At 69.0% G+C, this 24,057-nt stretch carries 23 protein-coding genes; 8 read left to right on the top strand and 15 right to left on the bottom strand.

What is annotated here, in order from left to right; genetic code table 11:
- Nucleotides 1-126 precede the first annotated feature (126 nt).
- Complete coding sequence (rpsD, locus tag ACWPKK_RS09890; RefSeq protein ID WP_324868425.1) at nucleotides 127-741, top strand: 30S ribosomal protein S4; 615 nt, start codon at nucleotides 127-129, stop codon at nucleotides 739-741.
- A 104-nt stretch (nucleotides 742-845) separates the two neighbouring features.
- Here rpsD and ACWPKK_RS09885 read toward each other — a convergent pair whose 3' ends face one another.
- The 15 genes from ACWPKK_RS09885 to ACWPKK_RS09815 form a co-directional block, all read right to left on the bottom strand.
- Nucleotides 846-2,048 (bottom strand): PP2C family protein-serine/threonine phosphatase, encoded by a 1,203-nt coding sequence (locus ACWPKK_RS09885; protein WP_452003271.1) that lies wholly within the window; start codon nucleotides 2,046-2,048, stop codon nucleotides 846-848.
- Nucleotides 2,049-2,074: 26 nt separating this feature from the next.
- The gene (locus tag ACWPKK_RS09880) at nucleotides 2,075-3,313 is read right to left on the bottom strand and encodes a response regulator (RefSeq protein ID WP_452003268.1); all 1,239 of its coding nucleotides are present in this window, start codon (nucleotides 3,311-3,313) and stop codon (nucleotides 2,075-2,077) included.
- 2 nt (nucleotides 3,314-3,315) lie between these two features.
- A complete protein-coding gene (locus ACWPKK_RS09875) occupies nucleotides 3,316-4,173 on the bottom strand; it encodes an ATP-binding protein (protein WP_452003266.1) in 858 nt (285 codons plus the stop codon).
- A 5-nt stretch (nucleotides 4,174-4,178) separates the two neighbouring features.
- Nucleotides 4,179-4,484 carry an STAS domain-containing protein gene (locus ACWPKK_RS09870; protein WP_324868433.1) on the bottom strand — a complete coding sequence of 102 codons (306 nt, stop codon included), beginning with the start codon at nucleotides 4,482-4,484 and terminating at the stop codon, nucleotides 4,179-4,181.
- 53 nt (nucleotides 4,485-4,537) lie between these two features.
- Nucleotides 4,538-5,701: a methyl-accepting chemotaxis protein gene (locus ACWPKK_RS09865; RefSeq protein WP_452003263.1), complete on the bottom strand. Its 1,164-nt coding sequence runs from the start codon at nucleotides 5,699-5,701 to the stop codon at nucleotides 4,538-4,540.
- Nucleotides 5,702-5,742: 41 nt separating this feature from the next.
- Nucleotides 5,743-6,804, bottom strand: a complete 1,062-nt coding sequence (locus ACWPKK_RS09860; RefSeq protein ID WP_310112189.1) for a protein-glutamate methylesterase/protein-glutamine glutaminase — start codon at nucleotides 6,802-6,804, stop codon at nucleotides 5,743-5,745.
- A gap of 3 nt (nucleotides 6,805-6,807) precedes the next feature.
- The gene (locus ACWPKK_RS09855; RefSeq protein ID WP_452003260.1) at nucleotides 6,808-7,485 is read right to left on the bottom strand and encodes a chemotaxis protein; all 678 of its coding nucleotides are present in this window, start codon (nucleotides 7,483-7,485) and stop codon (nucleotides 6,808-6,810) included.
- A 3-nt stretch (nucleotides 7,486-7,488) separates the two neighbouring features.
- The gene (locus ACWPKK_RS09850; protein WP_324868441.1) at nucleotides 7,489-8,400 is read right to left on the bottom strand and encodes a CheR family methyltransferase; all 912 of its coding nucleotides are present in this window, start codon (nucleotides 8,398-8,400) and stop codon (nucleotides 7,489-7,491) included.
- Between the two features lie 19 nt (nucleotides 8,401-8,419).
- Complete coding sequence (locus ACWPKK_RS09845; protein WP_452003258.1) at nucleotides 8,420-11,056, bottom strand: methyl-accepting chemotaxis protein; 2,637 nt, start codon at nucleotides 11,054-11,056, stop codon at nucleotides 8,420-8,422.
- A 68-nt stretch (nucleotides 11,057-11,124) separates the two neighbouring features.
- Nucleotides 11,125-11,673, bottom strand: a complete 549-nt coding sequence (locus ACWPKK_RS09840) for a chemotaxis protein CheW (protein ID WP_452003256.1) — start codon at nucleotides 11,671-11,673, stop codon at nucleotides 11,125-11,127.
- Nucleotides 11,674-11,682: 9 nt separating this feature from the next.
- Entirely contained in the window at nucleotides 11,683-13,995 is a 2,313-nt protein-coding gene (locus ACWPKK_RS09835) for a chemotaxis protein CheA (protein WP_452003254.1), read from the bottom strand.
- Nucleotides 13,996-14,028: 33 nt separating this feature from the next.
- Nucleotides 14,029-14,406, bottom strand: a complete 378-nt coding sequence (locus ACWPKK_RS09830) for a response regulator (RefSeq protein ID WP_452003252.1) — start codon at nucleotides 14,404-14,406, stop codon at nucleotides 14,029-14,031.
- Nucleotides 14,391-14,705, bottom strand: a complete 315-nt coding sequence (locus tag ACWPKK_RS09825) for an STAS domain-containing protein (RefSeq protein ID WP_149222259.1) — start codon at nucleotides 14,703-14,705, stop codon at nucleotides 14,391-14,393. The genes ACWPKK_RS09830 and ACWPKK_RS09825 overlap by 16 nt, the downstream gene beginning before the upstream one ends.
- Nucleotides 14,706-14,889: 184 nt before the next feature.
- Entirely contained in the window at nucleotides 14,890-15,381 is a 492-nt protein-coding gene (locus ACWPKK_RS09820; protein WP_452003249.1) for an RNA pyrophosphohydrolase, read from the bottom strand.
- Between the two features lie 20 nt (nucleotides 15,382-15,401).
- Entirely contained in the window at nucleotides 15,402-16,145 is a 744-nt protein-coding gene (locus tag ACWPKK_RS09815) for a sulfite exporter TauE/SafE family protein (protein WP_452003246.1), read from the bottom strand.
- A gap of 165 nt (nucleotides 16,146-16,310) precedes the next feature.
- On the opposite strand from ACWPKK_RS09815, the gene ACWPKK_RS09810 reads away from it, so the two are divergent.
- The 7 genes from ACWPKK_RS09810 to ACWPKK_RS09780 all read left to right on the top strand — a co-directional run bounded on the left by ACWPKK_RS09810 (nucleotide 16,311) and on the right by ACWPKK_RS09780 (nucleotide 24,042).
- Entirely contained in the window at nucleotides 16,311-17,585 is a 1,275-nt protein-coding gene (locus tag ACWPKK_RS09810) for a glutamate-5-semialdehyde dehydrogenase (RefSeq protein WP_452003243.1), read from the top strand.
- Nucleotides 17,566-18,417, top strand: a complete 852-nt coding sequence (locus ACWPKK_RS09805) for a nicotinate-nucleotide adenylyltransferase (RefSeq protein ID WP_452003241.1) — start codon at nucleotides 17,566-17,568, stop codon at nucleotides 18,415-18,417. The genes ACWPKK_RS09810 and ACWPKK_RS09805 overlap by 20 nt, the downstream gene beginning before the upstream one ends.
- Nucleotides 18,414-18,860, top strand: a complete 447-nt coding sequence (gene rsfS, locus ACWPKK_RS09800) for a ribosome silencing factor (RefSeq protein WP_111066995.1) — start codon at nucleotides 18,414-18,416, stop codon at nucleotides 18,858-18,860. The genes ACWPKK_RS09805 and rsfS overlap by 4 nt, the downstream gene beginning before the upstream one ends.
- Before the next feature lie 25 nt (nucleotides 18,861-18,885).
- Nucleotides 18,886-19,344 carry a 23S rRNA (pseudouridine(1915)-N(3))-methyltransferase RlmH gene (gene rlmH / locus ACWPKK_RS09795; protein ID WP_149222254.1) on the top strand — a complete coding sequence of 153 codons (459 nt, stop codon included), beginning with the start codon at nucleotides 18,886-18,888 and terminating at the stop codon, nucleotides 19,342-19,344.
- Between the two features lie 96 nt (nucleotides 19,345-19,440).
- Nucleotides 19,441-21,018, top strand: coding sequence for a 2,3-bisphosphoglycerate-independent phosphoglycerate mutase (gpmI, locus tag ACWPKK_RS09790; protein WP_452003236.1), 1,578 nt, complete (start codon nucleotides 19,441-19,443; stop codon nucleotides 21,016-21,018).
- A gap of 189 nt (nucleotides 21,019-21,207) precedes the next feature.
- A complete protein-coding gene (locus ACWPKK_RS09785) occupies nucleotides 21,208-22,614 on the top strand; it encodes a peptidoglycan DD-metalloendopeptidase family protein (protein WP_452003233.1) in 1,407 nt (468 codons plus the stop codon).
- The gene (locus tag ACWPKK_RS09780; RefSeq protein WP_324868468.1) at nucleotides 22,615-24,042 is read left to right on the top strand and encodes a S41 family peptidase; all 1,428 of its coding nucleotides are present in this window, start codon (nucleotides 22,615-22,617) and stop codon (nucleotides 24,040-24,042) included.
- The last annotated feature ends 15 nt before the right edge of the window (nucleotides 24,043-24,057 follow it).

The raw sequence follows: 24,057 nt of genomic DNA, 5'->3' as shown, positions 1-24,057 counted from the left end.
ATTGTGCGCGCCTTCACCTCCTGGGAAAGCGGGCGCGCGCAATCTTTGGCGCCCCGTCCGCCGCCTGAAAGGGCGGTCGGAACTACCGGGACAACATCAACTCGTGTACAACGAGGCGTGAGAGTTATGAGCAAGCGTCAAGAGTCCAAGTACAAGATCGACCGCCGCCTTGGCGTCAACCTGTGGGGCCGTGCCAAGAGCCCGCTGAACAAGCGCGAGTATGGCCCGGGCCAGCATGGCCAGCGCCGCAAGAAGCCGTCGGACTACGGTCTGCAGCTGATGGCCAAGCAGAAGCTGAAGGGCTACTACGGCAACATCGGCGAGAAGCAGTTCCGCCGTATCTATGCCGAGGCCGTCCGTCGCAAGGGCGACACCGGCGAGAACCTGATCGGCCTGCTGGAGCGTCGCCTGGACGCCGTGGTCTACCGCATGAAGTTCGCGCCGACCCCGTTCGCCGCGCGCCAGCTGATCAACCACGGCCACATCCTGGTCAACGGCCGCCGCCTGAACATCGCTTCGGCCCGCATCAAGGACAACGACACCGTTGAGGTGCGCGCCAAGTCCAAGCAGATGGCGCTGGTCCTGGAAGCCGCCGCTTCCGGCGAGCGTGACATCCCCGATTACCTGGAAGTCGACGGCAGCGCGCTGAAGGGCCGCTTCGTCCGCGCCCCGCTGCTGGCCGACGTTCCGTACCCGGTCCAGATGGAACCGAACCTGGTCATCGAGTTCTACTCGCGCTGATCGGTCGGCTCCTGCCGAACGCGAAAGGCCGCTCCCTCGGGGGCGGCCTTTTTGCTTTTGGGCGCAGTGCCTATTGATGTGACGTTAGATCCCCAACACCACACTCACCTCCGCCGGGACACCAGCAGCGCCGTCAGGTCGTCGTCGATGGGACCGGTGGCGTGGAGATCGCCCAGCAAGCCGTCGAGCAGGCGGGCGCCGTCAGGCTCGTGCAGGCGGCGGGCGAGCAGGGCGGCGAGGCCCGGTTCGTCCAGCACATCATGGCCCTCCGAGCCGAGCGGAATCTCGATCGCCGCGTCGGAGTAGAGGAACAGCCGCGCACCCGGCGGCATCGGCAACTGCCGGCTGTCGTAGGTGGCGGACGGCAGCAGGCCGAGCGGCAGGCCGCTGCCGTCGCCCAGCCGTGGCGCCTCGTCGCCGGGCAGCCACATCATCGGCGTCGTCGATCCGGCAGAGGCGTAATCGAACACCCCCGCCACCGGATCGATCAGGCCGGTCAGCATCGTGGCGAACTGACCGCAGGGAAGCAGGCCGCACAGCCGGCGGTTCATCGCGGCCAGGAACTCGGCAGGGGTCAGCTCCGTGCTGCCGATCTGGCGGCAGATGGCGTCCAGCCGGAAGGTGTTCAGCGCCGCCCCCACGCCATGGCCGGAAAAATCGACCATGTAGACGGCGACCCGGCCGCCCGGCAGCCGGTCGATGCCCCAGAAATCGCCGCCAAGCTCAGATGAGGGGGCGAAATGGGCGTCGATGGCGATGCCGGTCGCCGCCTGCAGGTCCGCCAGCCGGTCGGGACCGGGCAGCAGCCGGCTTTGCATCGCGCGGGCGAGCGCCAGTTCGCTCTCGGTCCGGCTGTGATACTGCTCCAGGTCGCGCAGCATGGCGCGTTTGCGAAGCTGGATGCGCACGCGGGCCAGCAGCTCCACCGCGTTGATCGGTTTGGTGACGTAATCGGTCGCCCCGGCGCGGAAGGCGCGGGCACGGTCCTCGACGCGGTTCAGGCTGGACTGCACCAGCACCGGCAGCGATTTCCATCGCGGGTCGGCGCGCAGGAGCCGGCACATCTCGAACCCGTCCATCCGCGGCATCATCAGGTCGAGCAGGACGAGATCGGGCTTGAAGCGCTCCATCCGGGCCAGCGCCTCCTGCCCATCCTCCGCCTGCTCGACCATGGTGATGCCGCCGCGCTCCAGCAGGGCCAGCAGGAGATGGCGGTTGATCCGGTTGTCGTCGACGACCAGCACGCGGGCGCCGGCCAATCCGTCCGCGGAGTCGCTTCCTTCGGCAAGCGGGCCGGCTGCCATCATGTCTCCGGTATTCATGTTCCCGGTATTCATCTGGCCCCCCGCTCGATCCACAGCAGCGTGTGGTCGTCGCCACTGACCTGTCCCAGTGCAAAGCTGAGCGAGCGCACGACGGCCTCGAAGCCGTCGCCTTCCGCCACCGCGCGGGCGATCATCCAGCCGAGCCCGATCCCGGTCCCGCCGGCATCCAGCGCCTCGAGCACCGCGACGGAGTAAAGCGCCAGCACGGCACCCGGCGGCAGTTCCATGACCTCGGCGCGATAGCGGGTGCCGGGAGCGATGCCGATCGCCAATCCGGTGGCGACGCCGAAATCCGATCCGCCGTCGCCGCGCAGGATCATCGGCGGCGCTCCCTCGGCGGAGGCGTGGGTGAAGCGCCCGAGCTCGCCATCGACCACGCCGTAGGTCATGGTGGCCGTCTCCCCCGGTGCCAGCAGACCGGCGGCGCGGTCGTTCAGGGCGCTCAGCAGGGCGGCGGCATCCTCGCCGTTGATGGGCCCCAGCTCCTGCAGAAGGGTGTGCAGGCGAAAGGCGTTCAGCGCCGCCGACACGCCCTGGCCTGCGACGTTCAGCAGATAGACGCCGAAGCGCCGGCCGGAGAGCGGCAGCAGCCCCCAGAGATCGCCACCGAGATGGGGCGAGATCACGCTGTGGGCGCGCAGCGTGCAGCCGGCCGCCCCGGCGACGGCGGTGCATTGCGCCGGCGTCGGCAGCAGGTGCTCCTGCATCGAGCGGGCGATGGACAGTTCCGCCTCCACCCGCGCGCGGTAGCTTTGCAGCCGGCGGATCAGCACGCGGTCTTCCAGATGGATGCGCACGCGGGCCAGCAGCTCCGTCCGCTCCAGCGGTTTCGCCACGAGGTCGGTGGTGCCGGCGGCGAAGGCTCTGTTGCGGTCCTCGCCCGACGACAGGGCGGTCTGCACCAGGATCGGCAGGTCCGCCGTCTCCGGCATGGCGCGCAGGCGGCGGCAGACCTCGTAGCCGTCGATCCCCGGCATCATGATGTCGAGGATCAGCAGGTCGGGAACGCCGGCCTCGATCATCGCCAGTGCTTCCATCCCGTTGGTGGCGAAGGAGACCTTGCGGAATCCCGCCTCGGCCAGGAAGGTGCCGATCACGGTGCGGTTGAAGGCGGTGTCGTCCACCACCAGGATCGGGCAATCCAGGATCTGCGAATCGGGTATCTGAGAGTCGGCGACCTGGAATTCCGGATCCCGGCCTTCGAGGCTTTGCGGACGGCCGGTGCCGGAGATGTCCTGCCCGGTCATGGTCACAGCCGGAACCTCAGGCGGATGCGCCGGCCGCCATCCTCGATCTCCAGCCCGTCGGCGATGCTGCCGATCAGGTCGAGTCCGCGGCCCGACGCCCCGGCCCGCTCCGGCCTGCGCGGGACGAAGCCGGCGCCCTGGTCGGTGATCTCGACCGTCGCCAATGCCCGGCCATTCTCCGGCGCGTCTTCCGGTCGGCTCCCGGCTGGTCCAGGCCCAAGCCCATGCCCGGCCGGGGCGGTTTGCGGCGGCTCGATGCGTACGGCGATGGCGATCCGCCGCGCGGCGAGCACCGGGTCGGCGAGCCCGTCGCCCAGATCGCGGGAGAAGCGTTCCAGTTCCTGGGCGCTCAACTCCTTCATGCCGCTGACGCCGAGATTGCCGTGCACCAGCGCGTTGCTGACCGCTTCATGCAGAGCCAGTTCGATATCGTCGCGGCGGTGCCCGGAAAGCGGGTGGCGGGCGCCGATGGCGGCCAGCAGGCGACCGCCCAGTTGCAGGTCGTGTGCGGTCGCGGTGGTCAGGTTGACATAGAGGTCGGTGTCGGACGCCTCGGCCAGCAATGCGGCCACGCCGCGGCCATCCTCATCGCCGGCCGCCGGTTCGACCCAGGCGGCGACAGGGGGCAGCCAGAGCGAGTCCGCCTCCGCCGCGCCACCGTCCGTCAGAAGCAGCGCCAGCGCTCCGGAACCGGCCGGCCTCTCTGCCGGCCCTTCTGCCGGCCCCTCTGCCGGACGCAGGCCGAGCGCCCGCGCCAGCCGATTGCTGCGGTCGTGCGGCAGACCCGGCGCGACGAACCCGGCGAAGCGCGTGCGGAGCCCGGTGGCGGCGCCGCCGGGAAGGGTGTCCCCGTCGGTCAAGCGGGTCAGTCCTCGATCGGGACGATCTTGGCGATCTGCGCCACGGTCAGCACCCGCTTCACCTGGCCGGCGGCGGCACGCAGCACGAACTGCTTGTCGGCGCGGTCCATCTCTTCCCGCGCGATCAGCAGCATGCCGATGCCGGCGGAGTCGACGAATTCCAGCGAGGACAGGTCGAGCACTTGGCGCCGGGGCTTGTTCTGCCCCATTTCGCCGATCAGGGCGCGCAACTTTGCATGGTCGTTGAAGGTCAGGCGGCCGCGCAAGCGGACCACCGCCTCCTGGTCTCGCACTTCGATGCCGTAATCCATGATATCGTCTTTCAGAGTAGGTATCTCACTGTACAAGCGCCGGCTGTTCCGCGCTAGAAAAGTTCAATATCGCCACCGGAACCATTGTCCCCTCCGACATCCAGGTCGAGCACGCCGTTCTCGTCTAGTGCGGTGCCCTCCAGCAGCAGTTTGCGCACGAAACGTTCGCGCATCTCGCTCAGCGTGAAGCGGCCCATCAGCTGGTTCAGCCACTCCTGCGGCTCCCGCGCGCCTATGCCGGGCGGCACCTGGGCGCGGATGCGGGTCTCCAGTTCGCCCAGCCCGGCGCTCATGATGGCAAGGCTGTCGTTGATCGCCTCGATCCGCTGCTTGGTCAGATCCTGGAACTGCATGCCGGTGATGACATGGGCGATGGTGGAGGACATGTCGGTCGATACCGATGCCGCCGTTTCCAGAACCGCCTGGAAATGGGTGGTCTGGGCCACCAGGCTGTCCATCGTCTTGTCGACGCGTTCCTTCGCCAGCATCTGCGGCGACATGTCGGTGTTGGCGATCTGGCGCAGGATGTCGTGGCCGTTGCGCACGCCCTTGACCACCGCGCCGACCTTGCTGCGCATGCGGTCCGCCAGTTCGCCGGTGGAGCGGGAGAGGTGCCGCACCTCCTGCGCGACCACGGCGAAGGTGCGCCCGGCCTCCCCGGCGCGGCTGGCTTCGATGGTGGCGTTCAGCGCCAGGAAGTTGGTCTGGCGGTTGATGCCGTCGATGTCGCCGATCGACTTCTCCAGCTCGGCCACGTCCTTCTGCACGTCGTCCAGCAGATAGACCATGCTCATGGCATGGCGCGACAGGGTGACGATGTTGGTCACCATGTCGGTGATCATGTCCTGCATGGCGACGACCAGCGTATCGATCGGCACCCGTTCGCCGTCGATGTCGACCGATCCCGCCATGGCGACGATCTGGGCCACGCGCTCCGACTGTTCCAGGGCCTTCTGGGCCAGTTCGCGGAAGCGCTCCGACAGGTCGAGGGTGGAGGTCTCCACATGGTCCGACGTGCGGGTCAGCTCGCTCTGGACGATGTCCAGCGTGCGGCGCTGCACGTCGGCGAAGCCGAGCCAGGTCGACAGAAGCTCTGCCGTGACGGCGACCTTGGCCTCGCCATCCGCAGGGGGTGGCGCCGGGCGGTCCGCCGGGGCCGGGGCGGCATCTCGGACGGCGAACTGGGCGGCATCTCTGGCGGCGGCGTGGATAGACATACTGGTGCTCCTTGGGAACTCGGCCCGGATGCCCGCCCGGGTCAGGCGGTGCGGGGGCGCTCGCCGACGGCGTCGAAGGCGCGCAGCATTTCGGCGGGGATTTGGGTGAGCGGAAGTTCGACCGCGACCGCGCCGGCCTCCTTGGCGGCGCGCGGCATTCCGTAGACGACGCAGCTCGATTCCTGTTCGCCGATGGTGAAGGCGCCGGCCTCATGCATGGCCTTCATGCCGATGGCGCCGTCGCGGCCCATGCCGGACAGGATCACGCCGACCGCCTTGCCGCCCGCCGCCTTGGCGACGGAGGCGAACAGCACGTCGACGGACGGGCGATGGCCGCTGACCGGCGGCGTGTCCTGGATGTGGCAGACGAAACCGGCGGTGTCTCGGACGACGGCGAGGTGGCGGTCGCCGGGCGCGATCAGCACCAGCCCCTGGGCCGGCCGGTCGCCGTGAACGGCCACCCGCACCGTCGGCGCCGACAGCCGGTCGAGCCGGGCGGCGAAGCTGGGCACGTAGCTGGGCCCCATATGCTGGGTGATGAGGATGGGCGGGCAGTCGGCCGGCATGGCGGCCAGAAGGTCGCGGATGCGCTCCACCCCGCCGGTCGAGGCGCCGACGGCGATCAGCCGCTTGCCCGATCCGGCGCGGCGCGGCGTCGGCAGGACGCCGTGGACGGCAGGCGGCCTGCGCATGGCCAGCCGGGCGGTGGCGGCGACCCGGATCTTCGAGACCAGCTCCATCGCCGTCGCCTCGAACCCCAGCCCGTCGGAGCCGCCGGGCTTGGCGACGCAGTCGACCGCTCCGAGCTCCAGCGCGCGGATGGCGGCGTCGGAGCCCTCGCGCGTGAGGGAGGAGACCATGATCACCGGCGTCGGCCGCAGCGTCATGATCTTTTCCAGGAAGGACAGGCCGTCCATCTTCGGCATCTCGACGTCCAGGGTGATGACGTCGGGATTGGTGGCCTTGATCACGTCGCGGGCCTCGAAGGCGTCGCGGGCGACGCCGGCGACCTCCATCCCCGGCTCGCGGGTCAGGATGTCCTTCAGCATCTCGCGCATCAGGGCGCTGTCGTCGACGATGACGACGCGGATCGGTCTGGGCATGGGTCAGTTCCCTCCCGCATCGGTCGGTCCGAACAGCTCCACCTCGCCCTCCACGGGGGTGCGGGCGAGATGGGTGATGAAGGACCGTTCGCGGGTGACGGTGTCGGCCGCCGCCTCCGGCCGCAGCAGGCGGCGCAGGGCGCGGCCGCTGTGCGGGAAGTAATGCAGGCGTCGCGCGGAGCCGCCGCCCAGATCCAGCCCGGCCAGCGTCAGCCCCTCCGCCCGCACATAGTCCAGCGCGAAGCGGCTGTTCAGACCGCCGATGTCGTAGCTCGAATCGATGACGCTGGCGCCGCCGAACAGCTTGACCTTCAGGCGCCTGCGGTCGGCCCCGGCGGCGAGCAGGGCGTTGATCAGCCGCTCCATCGCGACCGATCCGTAGCGCGCGGCGGCGCCGGCCCCCTCCAGTTCGCTGGCCGGCAGGTCGGGCAGCATGAAGTGGTTCATGCCGCCGATCCCCCGCACCGGATCGTGGATGCAGGCCGCCACGCAGGAGCCCAGCGTGGTCGCGATCATCAGGTCGCCCCGGTCGCTGACCGCCTGCTGGCCCAGCGCGATCTTGACCGTCTCGGTCTTGAACTCGTGGTTGAAATAGCGGCCGCTGCCCAGCCGCCGCGCCGGTGTCGCAGGGCTGAGTGCCGCCGGACTGGGTGCCGCATGGGGGAGGGTGGAGGCGCTCATCGCTCACTCCCTCCGGTAAATCGTTGGGCCGGCCTGTCGGAACAGGTTCGACACGCCATACAGGCTCTCCGAGTGGCCGAGGAACAGATACCCGCCGGGGCGGAGCATCCGGCCGAAGTTTTCTATCACCTGCGTGCGGCCGCGGCGGTCGAAATAAATCAGGACGTTGCGGCAAAAGATCGCGTCGAACGGACCTGACATGGGCCAATGTTCAAGCAAATTCAGAGGCTTGACGGTTACGAGACGCTTGAGATCCTCGCCCATCTCCACCGCCGGCTCGCCGTTCAGCCGGGTGTCGTGGGTGAAGCGCTGGCGGATGGCGGGCGGAATGCCGGTGGCGCCCGACAGCGGATAGATGCCCCGTCTTGCCGTGCCGACCATGTGGGTGTCGATGTCGGTGGCAAGGATGCGGGCGTCCCAGCGGCGCAGGTCCGCGCCCATGGTCGAGACCAGCACCATCGCCATGGTGTAGGGCTCCGGACCCGAGGAGCAGCCGGCCGACCACAGCCGCAGCCGCGGGCGGGAGGCTCCGGCATTGCGCATCCGCGCCTCCGGCAGGACGGTGGAGGCGAGGAAGTCGAAATGATGCGATTCTCGGTAGAAGCTGGTCAGGTTGGTGGTCAGCGCATTGACGAGGAAGCCGATTTCATCCGCTCCGCCATCACCCTGCAGCAGGGCGCAATAAGCGTCGAAATCGGGCAGCCGAAGTTCGCGCAGGCGGCGCGCCAGCCGGGCATAGACCATCTCCGCCTTGTGCGGGGCCAGTGCGATGCCGGCCAGCTGATAGAGCAGTCCTGCGATCAGGTCGAAATGATGCCGTTCGAAATGGAACTCGCGCGCGCCGCCGAACACCGCGGCCGGCACCCGGCGCGACGCCGGAGATTCGATCGACAGGGCGGAGGAACGGTCGGTCATCGCGGCACCGGCGGCATCGTCAGACGGGCACCGGCTGCCGCCGGATTTCCCCGGCGGAGGCGGTGATGGCGGCACCCCGCGACTGGCGGTCCAGGGTGAAGAAGGTCATCTGCCGGCGCAGCTGGTCGGCCTGATCCTCCAGCGAGCGGGCGGCGGCGGTGCTTTCCTCCACCAGGGCGGCGTTCTTCTGCGTCATCTCGTCCATCTGGGCGATGGCGATGTTGACCTCGTCCAGGCCGGAAGCCTGCTCGGCCGTGGCCCGCGCGATTTCCGACACCAGATCGGCGACGCGGCCGATGCCCGACACGATCTCCGTCAGGGCGCCGCCGGCGGACCGGACCAATCCGACGCCCTCGCGCACCTGCCCGCCGCTGTCGAGGATCAGCGACTTGATCTCCTTCGACGCCTGGGCGGAACGCTGGGCGAGCTGCCGCACCTCCTGGGCCACCACGGCGAAGCCGCGCCCGGCATCGCCGGCACGGGCAGCCTCGACCGCCGCGTTCAGCGCCAGCAGGTTGGTCTGGAAGGCGATCTCGTCGATCACCCCGATGATGTCGGCGATCTTCTGCGACGACTGCTCGATCCGGCGCATCGCCTCCACGGCACTGGTCGCCACCTCGCCGCCGCGGGATGCGGCGGTGCGCGCCTCGGTGGCATAGCCGTTGACCTGCTGGGCGTTGTCGGCGTTGGAGCGCACGGTGGCGGCGAGCTGTTCCATGCTCGCCGCGGTCTCCTCCAGCGAGGAGGCCTGCTGCTCGGTCCGTTCCGACAGGTCCAGGCTGCCTTCGGCCACTTCGCGGCTGGCTACGGCGATGGACCCGGCGGCATGGTCGATGCGCCGGACGATCTCAGACAGATGCGACACGGTGCCGTTGAAGTCGTCCTTCAGCCTCTGGAACACGCCCTCGTACTGCTGGTCGATCCGGCGGGTGAGGTCGCCCTGCGACAGCGCCTTCAGCACCGATGCCAGTTCCTCGGTGACGGCGGCGACATTCTCCGACAGGCGGTTGATGCCCTCGCTGACCAGGCGGAAGAAGCCGGTCTTGCCGTCCAGCGCGATGCGGTGGCTGAAGTCGCCGCGGACGGCGTTCTCGACCATCGCGCTGATCTCCGCCTCGATCGCCAGTTCCTCTGTCAGGTCGCGCCATTCGATGACGGTGCCCAGCTTCTCGCCCTGGCGGCTGACCACCGGGTTGGCGATGACCTGGAAGGTCCGGCCGCCGGTCCTGGCCCAGCCGCGGTGGGTCTGCTTCAGGTCGGCCAGCAGGCGGCGCTGGTGCGAGGGATCGCGGTGGAAGGCGTCGAAGTTGCGGCCGACCAGCCTGTTCGCGTCGAAGCCCGGCAGAGAACTGCGCAGGTCGGCCTCGGCATTGCGGAACATGGCCATGATGGAGTCGTTGGCGTAGAGGATGCGGCCGTCGGTGTCCGCCATCATGATGTTGGCCGACACCCGTTCCAGCGCAATGCGGGAGCGCAGGGCCTCCACCGCCTCGTCCTTGAAGGCCGCGACGGCGCGGGCCATGTCGCCCAGCTCGTCCTGCTGACCGGTGTGGGGGACGCTGACCGACAGCTTGCCGTCGGTCAGGTCGGCCATCACCCGGCGGATGCCGGTGACCGGCGTGACGATGGAGGCGGCGATCCGGTTGGCGGCGACGACGCCGATCACCAGCGACAGCAGCCCCAGCCCCAGCGTCAGGCGGATGGTGAAGGCCGCCACGGTCCCGGCCTCCTCCTCCGTCGCCCTGGCATCGGCGGCGATCCGGCCGACGATGCGGTCGATGGCGTCGTTGACCGCCGTGGCGGCGGCGGCGAGCCGGTCGGCGCGGCGCTTCGCCTCGTCATTGGCGGCGATGACGTCGCGGAAGGCGGCGCGATAGTCGGCTGCGCGGGCATCGACCTCGCGCAGGGCCATCGACAGGCCGCTGTTGGTACGGCCCCCGGCACCAAGGATGGCGGACAGCCGGGCGAGGGCGTCGGCCATCGCCTTGCCTTCGGTTTCCACCTGCAGGGCCGCTGCGGCGTCGCGCAGGCCGATGGCGCGGTTGGCGCTGAAGCGGGTCATCAGCCAGCGCTTCTCCACCTCCTGCGCGGCGAAGGCGGCATCCTTGTCGCCGGAGGCGTCGGCCCTGTCGCCGAAGGCGTCGGCCATCGACACCACCTCCTCCAGCCGCGTCGTCACCTGGGCACCCAACGGGTCCATCCGTTCGCGCAGGCTGCGGTCGGCCTGCTCCCGCATGGCCCGAACCGCCTCGAACCGCTCATGGTAGGTGGTGTGCAGGCCGTTCAGCTCGGCGAAGGCGGCGGCCTGGGGCGAGGCTGCCAGCGTCGCCTGCCGCTGCGTCATCGCCGAGTCGAACTCTCCGCGCAGCACGCGCAGCCGGTCCAGTGCCTCTGGCGTGCCCAGATTGATGTACTCGCGGGTCTGCAGCCGCTCGGCGGCCAGACGGCTTTCCAGATCCTTGGCGAAGACGGCGAGGTCGCCGGAGGCGATGACCCCGTCGATGCGGCGGTTCAGCCCGTCCAGCCCAAGGATGCCCACGCCGGACTGGGCGGCGATCAGAACCAGAAGAAGGCCGAAGACCAGCCACAGCCGTTTGGCGATGCGCATGTTGCTGAGGAAGCTGCCGGCTTTGGCGATCGTACCGTCGGTGGCCATCGGTGACGTTCCCTCTTTTTATTGCTTCTCGTTGCAGAGGCGCCGAAGGTTTGCCTCGCTCTTTCCGGTCAGGTGACTTCGAGCGCCGGCGCGCGCGGTGCGGCGTCCTGGTCGACATGCTCGCCCGCGAACAGCTTCTCGACGTTCAGCAGGGTCACCATGCGGTCGTCGGCGGTGTAGAGGCCGCTGAGATATTCGGCGTCGATCAGGCCGCTGTCGACGTCGGGCGGCGGCTTGATCGCGTCATGGCCGATCGCCAGGATGTCGGAAATGGCGTCGACCAGGATGCCGCGCGTGCGTTCGCCCACCTGCATCACCACCACGACATGGCGCTTCGTCACCTGGGTCGGGCCGCCGCCGAAGCGGGCGCGCAGGTCGAAGATCGGGATGATGATGCCGCGCAGGTTGATCACGCCGCGGACATAGTCGGGCAGATTCGGCAGGCGGCTTTCCGGCGTCCAGCCGCGGATTTCACGCACGGCCAGGATGTTGACGCCATATTCCTCGCTGCCGACCGTGAAGGTGACGTACTGCTCCTCCGTCCCGTTGGCGCTGGCGCCGGCGGGCTGGAGGTCGGTGCGGGAGTTGACGGTGGCGATTGCGGAGGAACTGCTCATCGCTGGGCCTCAAACCGTTTGGCGTTGACGCTGGTCGAACCTGTCCGCAGGGGCGGGCAGGGATGGGGACGGCGGGGTGGCGCCGTCAGGGCCGCTGTTTCCATAGCCGCCACCGTGGCGGCTCATTTCGCGCAGGCCGGCGACGTCCAGGATCAGGGCGACCCGGCCGTCGCCCAGGATGGTCGCGGCGGCGACGCCGTCCAGCCGGCGGAAGTTGGCCTCCAGGCTCTTGATGACGACCTGCTGCTGGCCCAGCACCTCGTCGACCACGAGGCCGAGGCGGGAGCCGTCCTCCGTCTCCACCAGCACGACCAGCCCCTTGGTGGCGTCGTCGATGGCCTTGGGGATGCCGAACAGCCGGTGCAGGTGGACGAGCCGCACATACTCGCCGCGCGCCATCATCACGTCGCACTTGTTGACCAGCCCATGCAGGTCGGCGGGCTTGGGCCGCAGGCTTTCGACGATGTTGGTCAGAGGCAGGACGAAGCGCTCCTCCCCCACCGAGATCACCATGCCGTCCAGCACCGCCAGCGTCAGCGGCAGCGACAGCACGAAGCGCGAGCCCTCGCCCGGGGTGGAATAGACGCCGATGCGCCCGCCCAGGCTGGAGATGTTGCGCCGCACCACGTCCATGCCGACGCCGCGGCCGGACAGATTCGACACCTGGTCGGCGGTGGAGAAGCCGGGCAGGAAGATCAGGTGGTCGATCTCCTCGTCGGACATGGTGGCTCCGGGCTGGACCAGCCCCTTCTCGATCGCCTTGGACAGCACCTTGGCGCGGTTGATGCCGCGGCCGTCGTCCGTCACCTCGATCACGATGCGGCCGGACCGGTGAGCGGCGGACAGATGCACGGTGCCGGCGCGCGGCTTGCCGAGGCGTTCGCGCTCCTCCGGCCCTTCCAATCCATGGTCGATGGAGTTGCGGATCATGTGGGTCAGCGGATCGACGAGGTTCTCCACCACCGTCTTGTCGACCTCCGTCGTCTCGCCCGACGTGACCAGCATCACTTCCTTGGCAGTGGCTGCGGCGCATTCGCGCACCAGCCGCGGCATGCGGGAGAAGACGCTGGAGACCGGCTGGGCACGGATCGACATCACGCTCTCGCGCAGCTCGCGGGTGTGCTGGGCGAGGCTCTCCAGCCCCTCCAGCAGTTCCTGGAACTGGCCGGGCGGAAGGTCGCGCAGATGCTCCGCGATCATCGCCTGGGTGATGACCATCTCGCCGACCATGTTGACGAGCCGGTCGATCTTGTCGAGGTCGACGCGGATGGTGTGGGTGGTCGGCCCGGAATGGTCGCCGCCGGCACCGCCGCCGTTCCCGCGCTTGGCGCCATCGGCGGCCTTCGCGGCGCCGGGGGAGCCGGAGGTGGTGGCCGGGGCCGTTGTGGCCGGCGCGGAGGCGGGTGCCGCCGGTTCCGGCAGGTTGGCGGCCGTCGCGGTGGCGGCCGGCAGAGGCTCGGCCGCCCGGATGATGGCGGGGGGCGGCGCCTCGGCGCCGATGCGGATGTCGCAGTCGTCGGCGACGAACTCGAACACGTCGTCGATCTGGGCGCGGTCGACCAGCGGATCGGCCAGCAGCGTCACCGTCCAGGACAGGTGCAGCAGTTCGGCGTCGAGATCGCGCAGCGAGGGCAGCTTGTCCAGGTGGCAGACCACCTCCGCGTCGCCAAGACGGCGCAGGGCGCGCAGCATGTAGGTCGGCTCGTTGCCGGACAGCAGCAGTTCGGCCTTCGGGCGGAAGACGATGGTCCAGCGGACCTTACCCTCCGGCACCGGGCCTTCCGAGACGGGGCCTGCAAGGGCGGGGGAGGGCTGGTCGTCGCGGGCGGCCTGGATGGCGGCCAGCGCGTCGCCGAAGATGCCGGCCTCGTCATCCTCGTCGTCGGGATAGAGCCTGTCCGCGGGCGACGGGGGCTGCTCCTCCGCCGGTGCCTCGGCCTTGCCCAGGAAATGGCGGAGCGCCGCGACCGTGTCGTCGGTGGTGCCGGCGGGAGCGTCGGTTTCGTCGGCGGCATGGGCCAGCAGGCGGGCCAGCACGTCGTTGGCGCGGATCAGGGTATCGACCAGCCCGGTGGTGACGGGGATTTCGGCGTTGCGCACGCCGTCCATCACCGTTTCGAATTCATGCGCGAAGGCGACGAGGTCGTTGAAGCCGAAGGCGCCGCCGCCGCCCTTGATCGAATGGACGGCGCGGAAGATCGCGTTCACCTCGTCCATGTCGATCTCGCCGGGGGCGAGGCGCAGCAGCCCGGCCTCGGCGACGGCCAGGAGTTCGGCGCTCTCGTCGAAGTAGGTCTGTTTGAAGCGGCTGAGATCGTCCACGGCTGTACCCCTTCCTTCGCTGACGGCTTGCGGTCAGCCGCAGACCTTCTGCACCACCGACACCAGCTTGTCGGGGTTGAAGGGCTTCACGATCCAGCCGGTCGCTCCGGCGGCCCGGCCCTCCGCCTTCTTGCTCTCGTCCGCTTCGGTGGTCAGCATCAGGATCGGCAGGGTGCGGTGGGCGGGAATGGCGCGCAGCTTGCGGATCAGGGTCAGCCCGTCCATCACCGGCATGTTCAGGTCGGTGATGACCAGATCGACCTTGGTGGTGGCGATGGCGCTAATCGCCTGCTGGCCGTCGGCGGCCTCCACCACGTCGTAGCCGGCGCCCCGCAGGGTGAAGGAGACCATGTCGCGCATGGTCCGCGAATCATCCACCGTCATCACTTTCTTCTTCACGCTCGGCTCCATTGCTTCAGCCAGGCGGCGAGACCCAGATCCTCGCACGCTTCGGACAGGACCTCGGACGGGGCGGCGAGGACGAAGGCGGCCCCGCGGTCGGTTGCGTCGCGGGCGGCGACAACCAGCGCCTGGATGCAGGCGGCGCTGATCCGCTCCACCGCGTCCGCCTGCACCGCGACGTCCGCCGACGCCTTGAAGGCGGCGCGCAGGCTGTCGAGCAGCGGTTGCGCCATGGGCAAATCCAGGTCGCTGGGCAGGCCAAGGCGAATCCGCCCGCCATCCTCCTCCGTCCACTTGATCAGCGACACGCCACCCCTCCGTCCACAGCAGACGCACTCTTGCGCATTCCGGTTGCAGCAGCGACGTTGCCAGAAGGCGTCTCAAGGATTCGTTAAGCGGAAGTGGCGGATGGACCGGGCGTCGTCGAGAAGTTGGGGATAACCGCAGTCAAAATTGGGACATGCCGCCGGGATCGGTGCAGGGGTATGCTGGTCAGCCCTTCAGCCCGGCGATCAACGGACGGAATTCCGCCAGGACCGATTCGTAGACCGGACGCTTGAAGGCGACGATCAGGCCCGGCAACTCCTCCGCGTCGATCCATCTCCAGGCATCGAATTCCGGATGGTCGGTGTCGAGCCGGATGTCGGACTCGTCGCCGATGAAGCGGGCCAGCATCCACATCTGCTCCTGCCCGCGCCAGCGCCCCTTCCAGACCTTTCCCAGCAGATCGTCGGGCAGGTCGTAGCGGTGGGGAGCGGCGGTCATGGCGATGAACTCCGCCTTCGCGGTGCCGATCTCCTCCTCCAGCTCGCGGAAGGCGGCGGTGCGGACGTCCTCGCCCTCGTCGACGCCGCCCTGGGGCATCTGCCAGTCGGCGTCCGACCCGCAGCGCCTGGCGACGAACACCTCGCCGCAGCCGTTCAGCAGCATGATCCCGACGCAGGGGCGGTAGGGCAGAATGTTGCGGTCGATGGGGGCGGTCATGCTGGGGAACTCCGTTGGAATCAGGCTTTCGTGACGAAGAAATAGACGGTCATCGCCGCACCCGCCAGGATCACCACCTTGCGCAGCACGGGCGGCGGAATGCGGCGGGCGACCGAGGCGCCGGCATAGCCGCCGGCCATGGCGGCCACCAGCATGATCAGCGCCTCCGTCCAATAGACGGCGCCCCCGGCGACGAAGGCCGCCACCGCGACGGCGTTCAGGCAGCCGGACACCAGCGATTTCAACCCGTTCATCGCATGCAGGTCGGTCAGGCCGAAGACGCCCAGCGTCGCCAGGATCAGGATGCCGATGCCGCCGCCGAAATAGCCGCCATAGACGGCGATCAGGAACTGCACGGCCAGCACCGTGCCATGGCCGATGGTGCAGTTGCGGCGGATCCAGGCAGATGCCTTCGGCCCGATGGCGAACAGCAGCGTGGCGAACAGCAGAAGCCAGGGGACGATGGCCTCGAAGGTCCGCTGCGGCGTCCACAGCAGCAAAAGCGCGCCCAGCAGCCCGCCGACCAGACTGATGCCGAGGAAGGAAGGCAGGTGGATGTCGCGGATGCGGCCCAACTCCCGCCGATAGCCGTAGGCGCTGGCCAGCGCGCCGGGCGACACGGCGACGGTGCTGGTGGCGTTGGCGTTCAGCGGCGGCACGCCGGCCAGGATCAGCGCCGGGAAGGTCAGGAAGCTGCCGCCTCCGGCCACGGCGTTCAGCACGCCCGCGAAAAAGGCGGAGACGATCAGCAGCAGCGTCAGCATGTCACCTTACCCGAAAACCTTGTCCCGGCGGGACAGGCGCGTTGCGTTTTGCACACGCCCGCCCATACCGCAACGCCGAAGTCCCACAACCGCGCGGCTTTCGCAACCCCGAACAATTCGTTAAGGTCGTCGTCCCTTCAACGGATAGAGTGTCCGGAGACCTCCATGTCCGCCCTGCTCGATACCACCGACGCCCTGCACGACCAGATGATCGCCCTCGGCCGCGCCGCCCGCGCCGCCGCGGCCGCGCTGGCGACCGTGCCAGGGCCGTCGAAGGACCGGGCGCTGAGGGCGGCGGCGGCGGCCATCCGCGCCCGCGCGTCCGAGATCAAGGCCGCGAATGCCGAGGACATGGCGAACGCCCGCGACCTGTCCGGCCCCATGCGCGAACGGCTGATGCTGGACGACACGCGCATCGAGGGCATGGCCAAGGGCCTGGAGGACATCGCCGACTTCCCCGATCCCATCGGCGGCGTGCTGGCGGAGTGGACGCGGCCCAACGGCCTGCGCATCCAGCGCGTCCGCGTGCCGCTGGGCGTCGTCGGCATAATCTATGAAAGCCGGCCCAACGTGACGGCGGATGCCGGCGGCATCTGCCTGAAGTCGGGCAACGCCGCCATCCTGCGCGGCGGGTCGGAGAGCATCCGCTCGTCCCGCGCCATCGCCGACTGCCTGGTCCAGGGCCTGCGCGAGGCCGGACTGCCGGAGGCGGCGATCCAACTGGTGCCGACCACCGACCGCGCCGCCGTCGGCCACATGCTGACGATGCGCGATTACATCGACGTCATCATCCCGCGCGGCGGCAAGTCGCTGATCCAGCGCATCGCCGACGAGAGCCGGGTGCCGGTCATCAAGCATCTGGACGGCAACTGCCACGTCTATGTCGATGCCGCCGCCGACCTGGAAAAGGCGCGCAAGGTGGTGCTGAACGCCAAGATGCGCCGCACCTCCATCTGCGGTGCCGCCGAAACGCTGCTGGTCGACCGCGCCATCGCCGACAAGGCCCTGCCGCTGCTGGTGACGGACCTGCTGGACGCCGGCTGCGCCGTGCGCGGCGACGCGGCGGCCCAGGCCGTCGACCCGCGCGTGACCCCGGTGACGCCGGAGGACTGGGACACCGAGTATCTCGACGCCATCATCGCCTGCGGCGTGGTGGACGGGGTGGACGCCGCCATCGACCACATCAACGCCCACAGCTCCCACCACACCGAATCGATCCTGACCGAGGACCCGGCGGCGGCGGAGCGGTTCCTGTCCCGCGTGGACAGCGGCATCGTGCTGTGGAACGCCTCCACCCAGTTCGCCGATGGCGGCGAGTTCGGCATGGGCGCCGAGATCGGCATCTCCACCGACAAGTTCCACGCCCGCGGCCCGGTGGGTGCGGAGCAGCTGACCAGCTACAAGTATGTCGTGCGCGGCGATGGCCAGACGCGGCCGTAAGAGCGACTCCTCTCCCACCCGTGGAACCCTCTCCCCCCCGGGGAGAGGGCAGGGTGAGGGGGATGCATCGCGAGGATCGTCCGGCAAGCGGAACCCCCTCACCCAACCCTCTCCCCGCTATCAGCGGACCGAAGGTCCGCCTGTCGCGTCAGCGCAAACGAAGTTTGCGCGAGAGCGGGGGGGAGAGGGTAACCGCTCCGGGGCGGAGCGCAGCTTCCAAAAGGCCCCCCACCTCTATTCCGGTCCGCTCTATGCCGGGCTCACGGTCGGCATTCTCGGCGGGTCGTTCAATCCGGCCCATGCCGGGCACCGGCACATCAGCCTGTTCGCGCTGAAGGCGCTCGGCCTCGACCGGGTCTGGTGGATGGTCAGCCCGCAGAACCCGCTGAAGTCCGCCTCCGGCATGGCCTCTCTGGCCGAACGGCTGGCGGAGGCGCGGGCGGTCGCCGCCCATCCGCGCATCGAGGTGACGGCGATCGAGACGGCGCTGGGCACCCGCTTCACCGCCGATACGCTGGCCAAGCTTCAGCGCCGCTTCTCGAAAACGCGGTTCGTTTGGTTGATGGGAGCGGACAATCTGCGACAAATTCCGCGCTGGAAGCTTTGGACACGAATCTTCGACTCGGTGGCCGTTGCGGTTTTCGCCCGCCCCACCTATTCTCTTAGTGCGCTGAGCGGCAAAGCCGCCCAGCGTTTCACCCGTCGACGGGTGTCCGTGTCGGGGGTAAAAGGGCTGGCGCGCCGCAGGCGGCCGGCCTGGGCGTTCTTACGCAACCCCCTGCATCCGGCCTCGGCGACGGCGATCCGGCAGGCACGGGCCGCCGGGTCGTGAAACCGTTGCAAGAGGTTGGAGCCATCACCACGCACACCGAAACGGCCGCGACCGCTCCGCGGCCAGCCGCCGTTCCCCAGATCCTGGAACCGCAGGACCTGAAGGCGCTCATTCAGGCGTCGCTGGACGCCGACCAGGCGGATGACGTGACCGTCATCGATCTCGCCGGGAAAACCACCTTCGCCGATTACATGATCGTGGCGTCGGGCCGCAACACGCGGCACATCGCCGCCATGGCGATGAAGCTGGCCGAAAAGCTGAAGCAGGCCGGCGTCCGCGGCGTCGAGATGGAAGGCATGACCCAGTGCGACTGGGTCCTGGTCGATGCCGGCGACGTGATCGTCCACCTGTTCAAGCCGGAAGTCCGGACCTTCTACAACATCGAGAAGATGTGGGGCCTGGACCTGCCGACGCCGTCGGGCACGGCACGGCTGAGCGCCTGACGGGCAGTAGGCGGAGGGCCGCATCATGCGTTTGTGGCTCGCCGCCGTCGGGCGGTCGCGGGGCGGACCGACCCGCGACCTGTTCGACGAGTATGTCGGCCGGCTCAGCTGGCCCTTTACCCTGAAGGAGGTCGAGGTGAAGAAGCGCCTCTCCTCCGATGAATTGAAACGGCAGGAGGCCGAGCTGCTGCTCGCCGCCGTGCCGGCCGGCGCCATCGTCGTGGCGCTGGACGAACGCGGCAAGGCGCTGCCCAGCGAGAGCTTCGCTGCCAAGATCGGCGACTGGCGCGACCGCGGCGCCGGCGACCTCGCCTTTCTGATCGGCGGTGCCGACGGCCACGGCGACGCGGTGCGCGCGCGGGCCGACTTCCTGCTCGCCTTCGGGCCGATGACCTGGCCTCACATGCTGGTGCGCGGCATGCTTGCGGAGCAACTCTATCGCGCCCAACAAATTCTTGCCGGTCACCCCTATCACAGATCCTGATACCGAACGTCGGGAACCGGCGTTCGCACACGCCGGAGCCTAAAAAGACCGAACCGAAAATTCCGAGATCACAACCTTTCGAGAAAGGTAAGCGCGATGACCGAGACCAACCGACCCCGCCCTGTCGTCCTGTGCATTCTGGACGGCTGGGGCTATCGCGAGGAGCGGTCCGACAACGCTATTGCGCTGGGCGACACCCCGAACTGGGACCGCCTGTGGTCGGCCGAGCCGAAGGCCTTCCTGAACGCCAGCGAGGAAGAGGTCGGCCTGCCCAAGGGGCAGATGGGCAACTCCGAGGTCGGGCACATGAATCTCGGCGCCGGCCGGGTCGTCATGCAGGATCTCGTGATGATCGACCACGCCATCGTCCAGGGCGATCTCGAGCGCAATCAGGCGCTGAACGATCTCGTGAAGACGATGCACAAGACCGGTGGGCGCGTCCACCTGATGGGCCTGCTGTCGCCGGGCGGCGTCCACTCCCACCAGGACCACATCGCGGCGCTGGCTGGCGTGCTGTCGCGCGAAGGCGTGCCGGTGGCCGTCCACGCTTTCACCGACGGCCGCGACGTGCCGCCGCAGAGCGCCAAGGATCAGGTCGCCGAGTTCATGGCCGACGTCTTCGAGCTGCCGGGCGTGGAGGTGGCGACCGTCATCGGTCGCTATTACGCCATGGACCGCGACAAGCGCTGGGACCGCGTCGCCAAGGCCTATGCCGCGATGACCAAGGCGGAGGGCGAGCGCGCCGCCGATCCGATCCAGGCGATCGAACAGAGCTATGCCGCCGACAAGCATGACGAGTTCATCCTGCCGACGGTGATCGGCGACTATGCCGGCATGAAGGACGGCGACGCCATCCTGATGGCGAATTTCCGCGCCGACCGTGCCCGCGAGATCCTGGCCGCCTATGTCGAGAAGGATTTCGACGGATTCCCGGTGGCCAACTCCCCGGCGGGCGGCGCGCCGAAGCTGGCCGCCGTTGTCGGCATGGTCGAATATTCGTCGTCGCTGGCGAAGCTGATGACCACCATCTTTCCGCCGAAATCCCTGACCAAGGTGCTGGGTGAAGTGGTCAGCGAGGCGGGAATGACGCAGCTGCGCATCGCCGAGACGGAGAAGTATCCCCACGTCACCTTCTTCTTCAACGGTGGCGAGGAGCGGGTGTATGAGGGCGAGGATCGCATCCTGGTGCCGTCGCCGAAGGTCGCCACCTACGACCTGCAGCCGGAGATGTCCGCCGCCGAAGTGACCGACAAGCTGGTCGGCGCCATCGATTCCGGCAAGTACGACCTGATCGTCGTCAACTTCGCCAACCCCGACATGGTCGGCCACAGCGGCATGCTCGACGCCGCCATCAAGGCGGTGCAGGCGGTCGACGGCAGCCTGGGTCAGGTGGAGGCCGCGGTGCGCCGCGCCGGCGGCACCATGCTGGTCACCGCCGATCACGGCAACTGCGAGCTGATGAAGGACCCGGAGACCGGCGGACCGCACACCGCCCATACGCTGGACAAGGTTCCGCTGGTGCTGGTCAACGGTCCGGCCGGTGCCCGGATCGAGAGCGGCCGTCTGGCCGACATCGCCCCGACGCTGCTCGACCTGCTGGGCCTGCCGAAGCCGTCCGAGATGACCGGCCGCAACCTGCTGGTCCGCACCGCCGCCCGCGCGGCGGCGGAGTAACGGATGGCGCCCGTCCCTTTCACCTCATTGTCCCCCTCTCCCCCCCGGGGAGAGGGTCGGGGTGAGGGGGGCGCGTGGCGCGAAGTTGCAAGAAGCTCGGCGCTTGGTCCTGCATCTCGATTCACATCCCGTACTGCATCCCCCTCACCTAGCCCTCTCCCCGGGGGGGAGAGGGTATCGGGAGCGGGAATGGTATCCGGGGCGGGAGAGGGGGTCCTCGCCGGCTTCGTCGTCATCGCCGGGCTGATTCTTGCCCAGCCCGCGAATGCCCAGAACGATGCCCCCAAGGACACGCTGAAGCGCGTCGAACAGCAGCTTCAGACCGGCAAGCAGCGCCAGCAGCAGCTGGAGCGCCAATCGCAAGCCCTGCAGTCCGAACTCGACGACCTGCGCGGCCAACTGATCGCGCTGGCCGACCAGGCGCGCGGGCAGGAGCAGGCACTCGACCAGCTGGAAGAAACGCTTACCGCCCTTGAGGCGGAGGAACGCGAGCGCTCCGCCGGACTGGACGCCGAACGGCAGCAGATCGCCACCCTGCTGGCCGCCCTGCAGCGGCTGGCGCGCATTCCGCCGGAAGCGGCGCTGGCCCGGCCCGAAAGTCCGGTCGACACCCTGCGCTCCGCCCTGCTGCTGCGCGACGCGGTTCCGGCCTTGAAGGCGCGGGCCGATGCGCTGGGCCAGGCGCTGACCGCCCTGGCCGACACCCGCGGCAAGCTGGTCGACCAGCGGTCCAAGGCGCTGGCGGCGCGGGTGGCGCTGGCCGAGAAGCAGGGCGAGATGAACCGCCTGATCGCCCGGCGCGAGGAACTTTCGCGCCAGACCGAGGAGGAGCGCCTCCAGGTCGGCCAGCGCATGGCGGAACTGTCCGGTCAAGCCACCGACCTGCGCCAGCTGATGGAGCGGATCGAGGCCGAACGCCGCGCCGCCATCGAGGCCGCTGCCCGCCGCGAAGCCGAACGGCGCGAGGCGGAGCGCCGGGAAGCCGCCAAGCGCGAAGCGGAAAAGCGCGAGGCCGAACGGCGCCTCGCCGCCCAGAAGGAAGCCGAGCGCAAGGAGGCCGAACGCAAGCTGGCCGAACTTCGCGCCGCCGAGCAGAAGATCGCTGAACAGAAGGCCGCCGAGGAAAAGCGCGCGAAGGATGAAGCCGCCAGGGAAGCGGCGCGCGAGCGCGAATTGGCGGCAAAGGCGCCGGATGGGCCGCCGGCGGTCGCCGGCATGGTGCTGCCCGCCGCCGGCAAGCTGACCACCCGCTTCGGCGAGGCCGACCGCTTTGGTGCCACCAGCCGTGGCGTGACGGTCCAGACCCGCGCCGGGGCGGCCGTGGTGGCGCCGCGTAGCGGCACGATCGTGTTCGCCGGCCCGTTCAAGGGCTATGGCCTTATCTTGATCGTGGAACACGGCAACGGATATCATAGTTTGATTGCGGGTCTGGGCCGGATCGACACGGCTGTCGGGCGTAAGGTGGCCGGCGGGGAACCGCTGGCGGTCATGCCGCCGGACGGCAATCCGGATCTCTATTTCGAGCTGCGACGAAACGGCCAGCCGATCAACCCGCAACGCGGGTTCGGCGCCCCGGAGGGGAAAGGACAAGGGTAGATGAGGATGATCAAGCGCGCCGCCACGGCGGCTGCTCTGGTGTTTCTGGGCGCCGGCGTCGCCACCGTCACCGCTCAGTCCAGCAATTCGTCGGACACCTACCGGCAGCTGAACCTGTTCGGCGACGTCTTCGAGCGCGTCCGCGCCGAATATGTCGAGCAGGTCACCGACGAACAGCTGATCGAATCGGCGATCAACGGGATGCTGACCTCGCTCGACCCGCATTCGAGCTATCTGAACAAGAAAAGCTTCCAGGATATGCAGGTTCAGACCCGCGGCGAGTTCGGCGGGCTGGGCATCGAGGTGACGATGGAGAACGGCCTGGTGAAGGTCGTCTCTCCCATCGACGACACCCCGGCCTTCCGCGCCGGCCTGCAGCCGGGCGACCTGATCGTCCAGCTGAACGGCGAGGCGGTGATGGGCCTCAGCCTGAACGAGGCGGTGGAGAAGATGCGCGGACCCATCGGCAGCGAGCTGAAGGTCACCGTCCGCCGCGGCGAGGCGGGGGAACCCTTCACCGTGTCGCTGACCCGCGCCGTCATCAAGGTGCAGTCGGTCCGCTTCCGCACCGAAGGCGACATCGGCTACATCCGCGTCACCAGCTTCAACGAGCAGACGCAGAGCGGGCTGGAGAAGGCGATCTCCTCCATCCAGCAGCAGTTGGGCGACAAGCTGAAGGGCTTCGTGCTCGACATGCGCAACAACCCCGGCGGCCTGCTCGATCAGGCGGTGTCGGTGTCCGACACCTTCCTGGACAAGGGCGAGATCGTGTCGACCCGCGGCCGGCGCGCGGAGGAGGGCACCCGCTTCAACGCCAAGCCGGGCGACCTGATCAAGAACCTGCCGATGGTGGTGCTGATCAACGGCGGTTCGGCCTCGGCCTCGGAAATCGTCGCCGGCGCGCTGCAGGACCACAAGCGCGCGATCATCATGGGCACCCAGAGCTTCGGCAAGGGATCGGTGCAGACCATCATCCCGCTGCCCGGCCATGGCGCCATGCGGCTGACCACGGCGCGCTACTACACGCCGGCCGGCCGGTCGATCCAGCAGCTGGGCATCACCCCGGACATCGAGGTGCATGTCGCCAAGGTGGAGGATCTGGACAAGAACATCGTCCGCCGCCGCGAAGCCGACCTGAAGGGTGCGCTGGTCAACCCCGACGCCAACAAGGCGCCGCGGCCGGCCACCACCAACCCGGCCGCGCCCGGAACTCCCGCCGCCCCGAATCCGGGCGCGCCGGGCGCCGGTGCGCCCCCGGCCGCTCCGGGAGCTGCTCCAGCTCCCGGTGCCGCTCCGGTACCGGGCGCCGCGCCGACCGATGGCGCCGCGGCGGAGGGGGCCGAGCCGCCCTTCGACTTCCAGCTCGCCCGCGCGCTGGATCTGCTGCGTGGCGTCGCCCTGTTCCAGCAGCGCGCCGCGGCGCGCTGACCGGGGCTGACGACG

The sequence above is a fragment of the Azospirillum largimobile genome, assembly GCF_977007025.2.
The sequence above is the reverse complement of the archived record's forward strand: the minus strand, read 5'-3'. Positions and strand labels throughout refer to the sequence as shown.